General features: G+C 68.5%; 3 protein-coding genes. 1 reads left to right on the forward strand and 2 read right to left on the reverse strand.

Translation table 11 applies throughout. The annotated features are described in order from the left end of the window. Window positions 1–4 precede the first annotated feature (4 nt). Together JC616_RS13120 and JC616_RS13125 are read right to left on the reverse strand one after the other, a co-directional pair. The gene (locus JC616_RS13120) at window positions 5–3,775 is read right to left on the reverse strand and encodes a hypothetical protein (protein WP_227103481.1); all 3,771 of its coding nucleotides are present in this window, start codon (window positions 3,773–3,775) and stop codon (window positions 5–7) included. Between the two features lie 11 nt (window positions 3,776–3,786). Beyond that, window positions 3,787–10,959 (reverse strand): hypothetical protein, encoded by a 7,173-nt coding sequence (locus JC616_RS13125; RefSeq protein ID WP_227103483.1) that lies wholly within the window; start codon window positions 10,957–10,959, stop codon window positions 3,787–3,789. Between the two features lie 448 nt (window positions 10,960–11,407). On the opposite strand from JC616_RS13125, the gene JC616_RS13130 reads away from it, so the two are divergent. Beyond that, window positions 11,408–14,125 carry an MHYT domain-containing protein gene (locus tag JC616_RS13130; RefSeq protein ID WP_227103485.1) on the forward strand — a complete coding sequence of 906 codons (2,718 nt, stop codon included), beginning with the start codon at window positions 11,408–11,410 and terminating at the stop codon, window positions 14,123–14,125. Window positions 14,126–14,171: the final 46 nt, after the last annotated feature.

Raw genomic sequence — 14,171 nt, forward strand, 5'->3', positions numbered from 1 at the left:
CTCCTTATCCGTGGGCCCGTTGTTCGACCGTGCGGCCGTCGGGCGTGATGATGCGAACCAAGACGCCGCGCAAGGCCAGCGCCGAGACGATGGCGAAATGGTCGTGCGCCGGCGCGGCCTGCCGCGCCACGGCCGGCCCCGACGCGCCGAGGACGGGCCTGCCGGACACGGTGGGCACCGAGCCCAGCTCCGCCTCGAACACATAGACCCCGTTGATCAGCTTGAACTGGGACGGCGCGGGACGCGGGCCGATGATGATGGGTGGGATTCCTATGCCGCCTATGCCGCCCAGCCCGGGCGGCAGCCGCGGCGAGAGGGGCGGAATGGTCGGCAAGGGCCGGATGGGCGGTATCGGCGTAATGGGCGGAACCGACGGTTCGGGCGTCAGTTCTATGCGCAGACGATAGACCCCGCCCGCATCGCTGTCCGGCGCGTTGCTGCTAAAGGTGTAGGCCTTGCCGGATGGCGACAGGGCCGCGCCGACGATGGGCGACAACAGCGGCAGCGGGACGATGGAGCCGGACGGGATGGCCAGCGTACGCTCGCTCGCGCGTCCCAGCGGGTCCGTCATCCGCACCGTCACCGACACCGCGTCGCCCATGGCGGCGCGACGCACCAGCAGCCGGTATTGGGTGGGGCCGCCGTCTATGCGCCAGACGTCCGTGCCGGTGACGGGCGGCGCCAGGCCCAGCTTGTCGAGCGCCGTCTGCCGCCGCAACAGGGGCGCGCCGCCGGCCAGGACGGCTTCCACCGACAGCATGTGCGGCCCGGCCGGCGTGGCCGCCACCGGCGCGTTGGAGCTGAACTGCAGCAGCACCGCGGCCGGATCGCCGCCGGGCCAGCTCATCGTCAGCGGGGACAGGTCCGGCGGCCCGGCCGGCGGGATCAGCACCGACACCGCGGGCGACGGCCGCGAACGCCCCTTGAGCACGCCGCGCAGCGCGTCGTCGTCGCTCCAGGCCACGGCGCGATACCAGACATTGCGCCATGAGCCGCTGGGGCGGTCTTCGCCGGCCAGGCGGGCGATCCAGTCGCCGCCGCCGTCCGGCGCGCTCACCGTCCAGCCGCCGCCGCTGGCCATGACGCTGGCGATTGGCGGGCCCATGCTGTCCAGCGCGCGCGCCGCGTCGTCCACGCGCACGCGGTACAGGTCTATGCGCTTGGGCCGCGCGCCGGCACCGCCGCGCGTGCCCACCCGGATGCGCGCCCGGTAGTCCGGCGCGGCGGGCGGTTTGTCGAACACCATCTGCACTTCTATCGTTGGCGGCGCGGGCTCGGCCACGCGCGGCGCGGCGTAGGCGATGAGCGCCTGATCCGCGTTCGGCCCGCTGGGCCAGGCCGCTTCGTGGCCGCCCGCCATCATGGGCAGCACGGTGTAGACGTGGATGTCGCGCGAGCCGCGCGGCATCGTCACGTCGGCGGCGGTGACGGTGATCAGTTCGGCGTTGCGGCGGATGAAGTCCCGGCGGATGGGGTTGGCCTTGAACGCCTGCTTGATCGTGCTCAGCCGCTGGCTGAGCGTGCGTTCCGGCGTGGGTTCCGGCTGCCCGGGGTGGCTGCTGAGGATGCGGGTTTCGGTGCTTTCGTACACCGCGTAGCCCACGGCGCCGGCCACGGCCGCCCAGCTCAGGTGCGCGTGGCATTCGCCGGCGGCGTCCGGCAGGCTGGCGAGCTGGACGATGTCCACGACGGTGGGCCGCGCGCGCGGATCGGAGGCGTAAGCCAGGCGCGGCGTAGGCGGCCAGGGGCCGCTGCGGTGCGGCGCGATGGCCTCCACCGCGCGCGCCTCCAGCACCAGGCCGATATGCGGCGTGGCGCCGAAGTCCAGCGAGAAGCCTGGAATCGTCAGCCGGTAACGCCGGCTGCTGCCCTGCGCGGCGTGGCCGGGCGTCACCACCGCCGCGCCTTCCGCGTCCAGCGCATCCACCGTGCCGCCGGCCAGCGCGGGCGCGTCGCCGGCGAAAGTCAGCTGCATGGCCGCCGCCGCGCCGCCCAGCGATTTTTGCAGCCCCGCCGGCGCGGGCGCGGCCGGCGGAGCGCTGCTGCGCGTGGCCGCGGCGAACAGGCGGCCGCGCAGATCGATGCGCGACGGGGTGCGCACGCGCCAGTCCACCGATATCTCGCACACCAGGGACGCCGCGCAGACGCTGCCACTGCCCGGGTCCGTCGCGCGCAGGTCGGCGGACAGGAACTGCACCGGCGAGAGGTCCGGCTGGCCCACGGTGATGGCCGCCGCCGCCCAGGGGCTCCAGATGCCGAAAATATTCTGGGTGGCCGCCGCATACGTCATGGCCACGCTGCCCGGATCATTGGGGACGGCGAGCGCGCCGTCGGTGGCGCTCTGGCGCGTCGGCTCCGGGTCGCGGTCGTTGCGCGCGCTGCCGATGGGGCGATGGCCGCCGGCCTGAGCGTGCTTTTGCAGCAGCGCCTCGGCCGCGCCGGGCGCGCCGTTGCGGCGCCGCGCCGCGGCGTAGCTGGCCACCGCGCTCAGCTGGTTCAAGGGAAAGCGCTCCCAGCTCGCCCGGATCGACGCCAGCCAGTCCCGGTCCGCCTGAGACGGCCGCAGATTGGCCTGGAAGTCCACCGCGAAATCCGCCGGCGTGGGCGCGGGCAAGGCCAGGCCCGGACGCGGCACCAGCGCGGCGAACTCCACCGGCCCCGACGCCCCGTCCAGCCCCTTGTCCCACAGGCCGGTGATCAGCCAGTCCCAATCGCTGCGGCTGGCGTCGCCGAACAGCTGGCTGCTGGCGAAGTTGATGGGCGGAATGTCCTCGTCCGCGTAGCCGGTGCCGTAGCCCAGCGTCACGGCCAGCAGCGGATCGGTCGACGCCGCCATCGCCAACAGCCCCACCGGCGACAGATCGGCCTTGCCCGGGTCCGTGGCGGGCATGGTTTCGCCGGCCGGGTTCTGCGGCGGATCGATGGTGAAGGTGAAGCGTTTGGCCGCCTGCTGATTGGGCGGCAGCGAGGCCACGTCATGCAGCATGGGCAGCAGTTCGATGGCGCTCTCGTCCACCAGCTTGGCCGGGTCCGGCAATTGCCACATCGGCGCCGGCGCGGCGTCCGGAAACGCCGGCCACCAGCCCAGCGGATTGACGCCGCGCTGGTAGCGGTCCACCGCCGCGTCCGGCGCCGGCATTTCCGCGCCCACCCTGCCCTGTTTGACGCCGTGGCGCTGGCCCAGCCCCGCCCAGTCCGCCTCCGCCACCGGCAGCCCCACCGTTTCCACCAGCTGCCAGCCTTCCACTTTTTCCAGTTCGTCGGCGTTGAGCCCGGTGGGCGCGTCGTAGCTGGAGACGTTGACCAGCATCAGCCCGGTGATCAGCGGCGCCTGAAACTCCAGGGTGTCGCTGCCGCCCGCGGCCAGGGTGCGGGACTGCACGGCCACGATGGCCTCCAGCACCGGCGGTCCGGCCAGCACGGCCACGCTGAGCATGCCGCCGGCGCTGGAATGCACGGTCAGCCGCGCCGAAGCCAGCGGCGCGTCGAACTGAATGATGCGGAACAGCGGCGGCAAGGCCAGTTCTTCATAGCCCACCGGATGCGGCTGGCCCAGCGGCGTGGCCGGACGGCGCCAAACCTTGAAGGGCTCGCTGGGCAGCCCGGCCGCGGGGCTGGTCTGCCAGCGCAGCAGCAGCGCGCGCCGTTTGGGCGGCACCATGGTCGCCGCGCCGATATTGGGGTTGACTCCGCCGCGCTGGCGCAGGAGGGCGGTGAAATCCACCAGGGCGCCTTGCGCGTTCAGGATCGCGGGGTCGTAGATACGGGTCGCCATCTCGGGGCTCCTCAGAACTCTTCCCACGGCGCATGCGCCAGCGGTTCGTCGACGATCACAAAATCGGTGGGCGCGGCGCCCGCGCCATCGAGATAAGCCGCCTTGAAGACCTTGCGCTCCAGCGCCAGGCGCAGCCGCTGACCGCGCGCGCCCGCGCCCAGGCGGATCAGCGCGCGCTGATTGCCCGGCGCCCACAGCGTCTGGCTCACGCCGGCCGCATTGCCGGCCGCCGGGGTCAGATCCAGCCAGACTTGCTCGGTCATCTGCCAGCGTTTGCTGGGCGGCGTGTCGCCGCTGGGCTCCTCGCTGGGCAGCGGGCGGGTGCGGCGCATGGGTTCGGGGGCGTCTATCATCACCGCCACCGGCTGCGGCGTGGCCGCGGGGTTGGCCTGTTCCCAGAACACGACGACGCGCGGCTCCTTGGGCACCGGCATCGGCTCCAGCCCGGCGGCCATCATCGCCTGATCCAGCTCCGGCCCCTGCGGGTCCCGGCTGGCGAAGGCGGCGGTGGCGAAAATGCCCTGCATGGCCCCCGTCGGCGCGTAACGATGCTCGGTCAGCACGCCCTGGAAGGCGGTGGCGAACGCGTCGAAGGTGCCGAAGGCGCCGGTTGAGAAATGCCGCCGCAGCACGCGCTCGCCCACGGCATTCTTGGGCGCGCCCATGGGCACGGCTTCGATGTCCAGCACGTAGTCGGTGTAGGGATCGAGCGGGATCGGGAGGGTCAGCTCGCTGTGACGCGAGCGGTCGACATCGACCGGGATGCACGGCCCGAACTCGGCCAGCTTGTCCACCAGCGCGCCTTCGAACGGCGACATCACGCTCGCCTTCACATCGCCCAGCTTGGGCTGGATGCCGGCGCCGCCCCCGGCGGGATGGACGATGGGCACAGGATGCTCGATGCCCGGCACGTTCACCTGGGCGAACGAGGCGGCCTTCAGGCGCACGCGCAATTCCTTGCCGTAGGCCCCCCACAATTTGTCCACATCGTTGGTCCCGAACACCAGGCGCACGTGCTCCTCGCCAAAATAATGCGCTTCCCCGGCGGCCGGCAGCGTGCACAGCATCCACGGTTCCAGCGATTTGGGGCTGTTGGCGTCGGTGCGGAACCAGAAGTCCTGCGTCTGCGCGCCGCCGTCGGTTTCGTTGCCGGCTTTGTCGCGGGCGCGGATATGGACCGTGGTGCGCAGGTGGTACAGCTCGTCCGGCGCCAGCAAGGCCACGTCGCCGCTGGCGGCGCCCAGCAATTGCTCCAGCACGCCGCGGTTGCGCTGGGTCTGGCGTTGATCCCAGTCTTCGCGCGCGGCCTCGGCCCAGCGGGTGAACTCCAGCGCGGCCACATAGTACGGCCGCCCGCTCACCTCGCGTTTCTTGGCCGCGGCCGGGTCCTTCGCGTGCGGCACGCCGATCTCGATGCGGTCCAGCTTCTCCGCCTTGTCCAGGTGGATCAGATACGGCACATAGCCCTGCGCCTGCATCAGCTGGGATTGCAGCACCACGTGGGACACCGGATCCACCCACGGCCCGTTGGCGTCCGTCCAGCGCGGCGGCAGGCCGAGCAGGCCAAGCGCGTCGGCGTTGCTCACCACGCGGCGGCCGATCTCGGCGCCGCTCACGTCCAGCAGACGCAGCACCAGGCCGCGCGCCGGCGTGGGGTTGGGCGGCAGTTCGCGCCGGGCCAGCAGCAGGATGCGGCCGTCGACGATGGCGCCGCAGCTCACCACGATCACATCGTCCAGCGGGCCTTGCTTGAAGCCGGCCTGCTCCAGTTGCGCGGCCACCTCGCCCGCGCGGCGCTTGTCGCCGAACACCACCGGCAGGCCGATGTCGTACAGCGGAGACGCCAGCAGACGGCTGTCGCAGCGGCGCGGCGGCACGGTGGCGGCGCCCGGCGCGGCGGCCGACGGCGCCAGCGTGGCCAGGCCGGCGCTGATCTGCGTCAGCGCCGCTCGGTTGATGACGGTGCTGCTCGCCAGCTGGCGCACGGTGTCGGCAAACGCGACCGGGGCGACGTCGATGCGGTCGGTCCGGCGCAGCGCGATGGACGGCGCGGTGGCGGCTTCCAGCACCGCGCGTCCGACGGCGAGACGGCTGGCGAAACCCGACAGATTAAGCGGCGCGGCGACGCCCGCGGGCACGGTGGAGGACGGCAGTCCGGGCTTCTGGCGGCACGGCACTTGCGTGCCCGCGATGACGGCCGGCACGATGCCGCGCTGGCGGTCCAGCTGGCGCTGGCCGGTGCGCCAGCGTTCGCTCACCTCCAGCTCCAGGTCCGGCGCTTCCGAGCGCTTGGTCTTGTCCGGGTCCGGCCAGGCGATGCCGTCCACCTGCCAGCCGGTTTCCGACGGGCCACTGGGTTCGTGCTCGAAGGTCCAGAGCACGGCGGCGGCGGGCGCGGCGTCGTGGCAGACGGTACCCCAGCGTTCGGTGATGTTTTCTTCCAGGAACTGGCTGCGCTCCAGCGCCTTGGGCGTGGGGTTGGGCACCCAGTTCAGCAGGGACAGATTGGCGACGAGATTGCCTTCGGTGGGGTCGTTCAGCGTCCACCAGGTCGACGGCGTCGGCCCCGGGCCGACCGCGACGCCGCCGTCGGCGCGCGTCAGCTCCACGGCGGTCACGTCGTAACGGTAGGCGTAGTCGCCGCGCTTGACGAAGCCGTCGGCCGGCGCGCCGGGCGATCCGCCCGGCGTCTGGCCCAGAATCGTCAGCGCGTCGTCCACCGGGGTGGCCGACATCGTGATCACCGGAATGGCGTCAATGGGCACCACCGGCAAGGCCGGATTGTTGGCGGCCGGCTGCGACGCGCCGCGCAGCGCGTCGCCGATTTTCGAATCAATGCCGCGGTCCACCCCGGTGCCCACCACCAGCGCGGGCGAACGGCTGACCAGGCTCACCGCCCGGACCAGCTCGGGCGCGGCCGGGATGATGGGGTTTTGCTCGCCGATGTGGAAATCGACGCAGCCCTTGATGCTGAAGAAGAACAGATCGATCTCGCCGCAGATCTCGCCGTCTATCCGCGAGATCTGCGAGCCGTCGGACTTGGTGCCGATCTGCACCGTCAGATCCGCCGACGCGCTGATGCTGATGATGAACAGGTGCAAGTCCCCGCGGACGTAGAGCAGGCCGCCCACGTAGAACGGGTCGAAACCGAGCACCGCGTTGAAACCGGCGGTGGCGCGCAGATAAAGGTTGATCGAGGTGTTGCCCCAGGTGATGGACACCTCCAGGCCCACGGCCAAGCCCACGCCCGAGACCGCCGACAAGCCCTTGTACGCCGGGATGCCGTGCCCAGACACCATCACATAGCCCTGGCCGTCGAACACCTTGAGGATGTTGGCGTGGATGGGGCCCGGCAGCGGACGGTTCATGCTGTCGCTGCCCGGGAAGGTGCCCAGGTAGACGTGCCAGTCGCCGCCGTGATTGAGGTTGAAATACGCCTCGATCGGGATGGTGATCTGCACGATGGGGGTGATCTTGAAATCGATGGACAGCCCAATGGTCAGCGTGCCGCGGCCGAAGTCGAGATCGATCACGCACAGGAAGGTGCCTTCGGCGGTTTTGTCCTTGAGGTCCGGCAGCTTGGCCAGCAGATTGGCCTTGACCACCAGCAGCAGGCGCGGCCCCGGCAGTTCCAGCAGGACCATCCCCTTGACGTTGAAGATGATGCCGCCTTCCATCGTGCCCAGGATGGCGCCCACGCCGAAGGCCCAATGGTCTATCTGCGGCTTCCACGCCTGAAGGTTGGTCGGATTGCCCTGGGCCCGGTCCTTGAGCCAGGTGAGCGCGGGCGTCAGCGAGGTGATGCCGTCCTCGTTGCGGGTGTAGTGCATGGCGAACAGGCCGAGGAAGCCGTAAATGCCGAAGCCGGACTGCGCCAGCGGTATCGCCACCGGCAGCTCCAGTTCCAGCGAGATCGCCACCGCCGTGGCCGGCCCGCCCAGGGCCGCCGGGATGTCGGACACCGCGATGCCCGCCGCCAGCCGCAGCTTGATGGGCACCAGCGATACGTCGATCTGCCCCTTGATCTCGAACGGGTTGGCGTTGATCTCCATATAGCCGCGCCCTTCTATGGTGCCCGGCACCTTCAGGCTGGCGGCGAAGGCCGTCAATTCCGGCGGACCCGCCGGATCCACGGGAATGCGCACCCGCGCGCGTTCTATGGTGATCACGCCCAGGTTGACCGCGAAACCGAGATCCACTTCGAAGGTCAGCGGATTGGTCCGCGCGATGCGCGCGCCCAACACCTGGATGATCTGGCCCAGCGGGTCCGGCACGCGCACCGCGCCCGGCCCCGACAGGTCGATGGAATAACCCTTGGACGAATCGAACATCGGCCGCAGCTGGAAGCGGTTGGCCGAGCCCGGCGGATAGCCCATCTGCAGACCTATCGCCTTGTAGCGCACCGCCAGCGGCTTGTTGCGCGGAATCTCCAGCAGCTGGAAGCCGCCGATGGAGACATTGGCCGACACCGCCGTTTCCACGTCGAACAGCAGCGTGGAAACCCACTGCCCCGCTCGCGTCGTCACATGCAACTCGCCGCCGTACAACACCACGCGCTCCACATTGAACAGGCCCAGCTCCGCCAGCGTGATGGGCAGCGCGAGCGCGGCCCCGGTCAGCACCAGGGCGCCGACGTCGCCGTCGGCCGGATTGGCGGGCGCGGTGGCGGCCAGCAGCGGCGTGAACACCGTGGTCATGCCCAGCACGTTGCGGCCGGTGCTGGGGGCTTGCAGCGGCTGGCCGGCCAGCTGCCCCGTCATCACCAGGCCGTCGCGGTCGTTGGGATCGGCGCCCAGGTAGAGCTTGACCTCGTCGGTCTGGCTGGCCGGATCGCGCTGGTAGAGGATCTGGTAATTGACGATGCCGTCCGACGGGTTCTGGCTGCCCAGGCCCTGGAAGGTGGGGATGTCGCCCTGGGCGACGCCGCCGTTGCGCAGCCGCTGTTCGGCCGCGGTTTCAAAGTCGATCGACCCGCTCAATTCAATGGCGACGAACTGATCGCGCACGATGCGCACCTTGAGCGCGGCGGAGCGGAACCAGTCCGGCGGCGGCGGCGTGGCGGGCGCGGGATCCCGCGTGGGGATGGTGGGCGGCGGCGGCGGCGGGGCCGCCGGCCGCGTGGCGTCGCCCTGGGTGACGGTGCCCGGCAAGGCGATGGGCCCGAAGCCGCCGATGCTCGCCTTCCACCACAGATTGCGCGCGCCGGAATGCGTCTGCCAGTCCGCGGTCCAGGCCGGCGGCGGCTCCGCCGCGCCGATGTCGGGCGGGTCCAGCGTCAGCGTAAAGCTGGGGATGCGCAGATTGGCGTCCGGATTGGCCGCCTCCGCGCTCAGGATCTGCTGCAGCGCCCGCGCGCGGCGGCGCGAGAGCAGGTAGTTGTACTTGGCCTTGGCCACATTGCCTTCGAAGCTGGCCACGCCGGTCAGCGTCAGCGCGGCGGCGGAAATGCGTTTGAGCGCCGCGCGGTACTGCTGCATGAACGGCGTCGCCGGCGGCGTCCAGACGGCGCTGCCGCTCGGGTCCACCGCCGGCGAGCTGTTGGTGTTGTCGGGGATCAGCGCGTAGTCGGCCGGATCGCTGTCATTGGGGTGATCGAAGCGGTAGTAGCAGGTAATGCCGGTCACGGAGCCGCTGCTCAGCTCCGCGCGTATCGCCCGGGTTTGCCCGGCGGACACCGGGATCGTCACCGTGGCGCCGGGGCTCTGCGCCGCGCCGTCCACGGTCCAGGCCGTGGCCGGATTGGCCGGGTTGAGGCTGACGGTGACGGAGCTCGCGTCCTGACGGACGAGCAACAGCTCGGGCGTGGTCTGCGGCTGCCCTTCCAGCGTAATGGAGGTGGTGCGCACCGTGGCCGGCTGGCCGGGCGCGGCGCCGGGCGCGGGCAGGCTCTGCGCGGCCTGCTCCCTCCGCGCGGTGATGGTGAGGGTGGCGCTTTTCTGCGGATTGGACGCGTCGGTGGCGGTGACGCCTATGCTCATGTCGGCGGCGCCGGACAGATCGATGTCGTGCACCAGGCCGTTATGCGCGCCGCCGCCGAAGCTTGCCTGCCCGACATAGGGCGCGCGGCCCCCCGTGATGTCGATCACCATGCGCGTGCGCGCGGGCAAGGACGCCTCGGCGGTGTGCTCGCCGGTGCGGCGGATGCCGATGGCGGCGCCGTCCGGCGTGAAAAAGCGCGCCGACACATTGAGCTGGCCAGCGCCCTGATTGATCACCATCAGCTCGAAATCGCCGGTCACGCCGCTGGATTGGCCGAAGCCGATCAGGAAGTTGCGCACCCCGGCGTCCACGGCGAAGTCCTGCATGCCGTTGGGGGCCACGAACAGGCGGATCTCCGGCAGATAAAGCCCGGTCCAGCTCTCGTCGAAGCCAAACTGGTCCAGCACCTCCGGCGGCGTGTAGCCGTCGGCCAGGTCCAGCGTGGCGGAGCGGAATCCGAAGCCCACCACCTGCCCGTCGCCGACGAAGGCATAGGGCGGCGTCATCGTAATCAGCTGCGCGGCGCCGATGTCGCCGGGATCGTCTATGCCGGTGACGCCCAGCGAGGCGATGGACACGTTCAGCGCCGCGGCGGCGTCGCTGCCTTGCGACAGGCGCAGCTTGATCTTGGGCAGGGTGAAGAAGACGTCGCTGCGCGAGGCGTCCGGCACCAGCAGGCCGTCGCTCTCCATCTTGGCCGGCTTGAGGAAGGGAGGCCGCAGCACGATGCCGGCCAGCACCAGGTCCAGCGTGAAGCCGGTGCCGGGATAGTCCGAGGGCGGCGCGTCGCCGGGGATCGGGTCCCAGGCGTTGAGCACGGCGCGCACCGGCGCGAAACCCGCGTCGCCGCCGGGAATGCCGCCCACGCCGTTGGCGATGATGGCGCCCGCCGCGCGCGGCACCGACAGGGCGAACTCGACGTGGGTGTCGGTGATGTCGAACCAGGGGTCGCGCCGGCCGGGCTGGCTGCGCGGGTGCCCTTCGGTATTGGACGCCTCTGCGCGCAGCGTGCCGCTGGACGGATCGAAGCTGATCTCGACATCGCCGGAGAAGCGCGCCACGCCGCGGATGACCGTGCCTTCCACGCCAAACGCCGTCTCGAAACTCTCGACATACAGGACGGACAGCACGGCATGCCAATCCGTGTTCTCGCCCTTGAGCAGATAGGGGCGGAACAAATCCACGAGCGCAAGTTCGGTAACCATCAGAGCTCCCTTTCTTGAAAAGGAGTCAACGCGTCGGCGGGGCGCTAGAGACTGATCAGGAAAGCATAGGCCACTGTCAGCAGATATTCCATTAAGTTTGTAAATTCAATAGGATATGGTTTATGGAAAGCCTTTTTGCTGATTGAATGCGTCAACAAACCCGGCGGTAATTGACGGCTTCCGCCCGCCTGCGGGCCATCGACCGGCCCGCCCCTTCACCGCGGCATGAGCGCCTGGCCACATGCGCGGCGTATCTGCCGATGGCGGCTGGGGGCACGCGGTTGCTCCCGCCCTCCTTCTTCCGCAGGCCGGCAGATACGGCGCATGAGCGCTACGACAGACGCCGTTTGCCCAAGCCCGCCGACGCGGCCGCCATTGTCTATACCTGAGAGGAGTCCCGGCGCTTAAGTTGGCATAGCGTAAAGAAACCATTGAAAATGGGGAGTCCATGCTCAGTTCGTTTTTCATTGACGCTTACCAGTCCTATTTATTTCTACCGACCCAATACAATCTGTGGCTGGTGGCGCTGTCCTTGCTGGTCGCCGTTTTCACCTCTTGTCTGGCGCTGCAGATCGCCGGCCTGGCCCGCGAGGCCAGCGATCGCTGGCTGCGCCGGGTCGCCCTCGCCACCGGTTCTTGCGCCATGGGCGGCGGCATCTGGGCCATGCACTTTGTCGGCATGCTGGCTTTCAGCGTTTGCAGCACGGTCCAATACGCGCTGCTGCCCACTCTCTTGTCCATGCTTCCCGCCGTCGCCGCCTCGCTGATTGCCTTGCACTTGCTGTCTCAGCCCAAGATCGACGGCAGGCAGTTGCTGATCAGCGGAGTGCTGGTGGGGAGCGGCATCGGCACCATGCATTATTCCGGCATGGCGGCCATGCGGATGACGCCGCTGCTGCGCTACGACCCGCTGTGGTTCTCCGTTTCCATCCTGCTCGCCGTTTTGCTGAGCACCTTGTCGCTGTGGATACGCTTTGGCCTGGACAATAAAAAAATCGGCAAGGGATGGATGACGCTGCTCAGCGGCGCGGTAATGGGGGTGGCCATTGCCGGCATGCATTATTTCGGCATGGAGGCCGCCCGCTTCATCGGCACGCCGGACCCGGCGTTCCGCAACGCCTTGGACAACAACGCCGGCCTGGCCGTCGCCATCGCCATCACGGTGCTCCTGCTTGGCAATATGGTCTTCGTCGGCAATGTGTTGCTGCGTTACCGTCCCTTGTACCTCAGAACGCAAAGCAATGAATTGAAGCTGCAAGCCACCTTCAACACCTCGCTGGACGGCATCATCACCATTGATGAAAAAGGCCGCATCTTGACGGCCAACCCGGCGGTGGAGCGCTTGTTTGGCTGGAAGGTCGACGAGTTGCTGGGCAAGAACATCAAGCTATTGATGCCGGAGCCGCATCACTCCGAGCATGACCGTTTCCTCTCCGACTACAAGCAGACTCAGATTGCGAAGCTGATCGGCAGGGAGCGCGAGGAGATGGCGCTCAGAAAAGACGGCGTCCAGTTTCCCATCCGGCTATCGATAGGCAAGGTGTTGCTGCCCGATCAGGTGATCTACGTCGGTTTCATCGGCGACATCAGCGAACGCTACCGCATCCAGCAAGAGCTGGAGGACCGTGAAAAGCAGTTCCGCACCTTGATAGACAACATTCCCGGCGTCGCCTTTCGCAGCCACTGCCTGGAACCCTGGAAGACCATCTTCATCAGCGAGGACATCGAGAAGCTCTGCGGCTGGTCGGCCAAATCCTTTCTGGACGGCCGCATCCAGCTGCTGGACATCATCCATCCGGAGGACCGGGACAGGGTGCGCGAAACCATCCGCGCCGCCCTGGAGCAGCGGCAGCTCTATGTTCTCGAATATCGTTTGCTATGCCTGAACGAGGAGGAGCGCTGGGTGTTGGAGAGCGCTCGCGGCGTCTACGACGACGCCGGCGCGCCGCTGTTGATTGACGGGGTGATTCTGGATATTTCGGAGAAAAAGGCGGCGGAGTTCGCCTTGATCGAGGCCAAGAATCGCGCGCTGTCGGCGGTCAAATCCAAAAGCGCCTTCCTGGCCAATATGAGCCATGAGATCAGGACGCCGATGAACGCCATCATCGGCTACACCGATTTGCTGCAAGACACCGAGCTGGACGCTCAGCAAAAAAGCATGCTGAAAACCGTCAACCACTCCGCCAAAAGCTTGCTGGGCCTGCTCAACGATGTCCTCGACACCGCGAAGCTCGAACAAAACGCCCTGGAGCTGGAGGAAGCGCCCTTTTCATTGCGCGAGGTGGCGGAACACGTGATCGACATCCTGCGGCTGAGCGCCAGCAAAAAAGGCATCAGCTTGCAGTTGAAATACCCGGCCATTATCCAGCAGGCCTTTATCGGCGACGCTTTCCGGGTGCGGCAAATCTTGATGAACCTGGTTGGCAACGCCATCAAGTTCACCGCTCAGGGCGGGGTTTGGCTGACGGTGCTGTCCGCGGGGGAAAACGTGGTCATCCTGATCCGCGACAGCGGCATCGGCATGAGCAAGGACACCCTGGCCAAATTGTTCGAACCCTTTTCCCAGGCGGACGCCTCCACCACCCGCCGCTTTGGCGGCACCGGCCTGGGCACCACCATCGCCTTGCAGCTGGCCCAGAAAATGGGCGGCCGGATCGAGGTGCAAAGCACCCCGGACAAAGGCTCCATCTTTCAGGTTTACCTCCCCTTGCGCCCGGCGCCGCCGGACGCCCTGTCCTGCCTGGAGCCGGCGGCGACGGAGCTCATGCCCAAGCCGCCGTCCCCCCTGAACATCCTGGTGGCCGATGACGATGCGATCAATCTGGACATCGTCACCATCCTGCTCAAAAAATACGGGCACCGCATCTATACCGCGTCCAATGGCAAAGAGGTCATCAACGCGTGGCAGCACCACGACATCGACCTCATCTTGATGGACATTCAGATGCCGGTGATGGACGGCATCACCGCCTGCAAGTTCATCCGTCAGGTGGACCCCGACAGCGACAAGCGCGCCACGCCCATTATCGCCTTGACCGCCGGAGCGTTTCAGGAGGACCGCGAGGCGGCCATGGCCGCCGGCATGGACGGCTTCATGACCAAGCCCATAGACGTCATCCGGCTGCAAGATGAAATCGAACGCGTGATGAAGCGCATGGCCGGCTAGCCGCCGGCGTTCCCGGCCGAGGGCGGCGGCGGGGCCGCCGCGCGCC

Origin of the sequence: Chromobacterium rhizoryzae (genome assembly GCF_020544465.1) — a bacterium.
Taxonomy (GTDB): Bacteria; Pseudomonadota; Gammaproteobacteria; order Burkholderiales; family Chromobacteriaceae; genus Chromobacterium.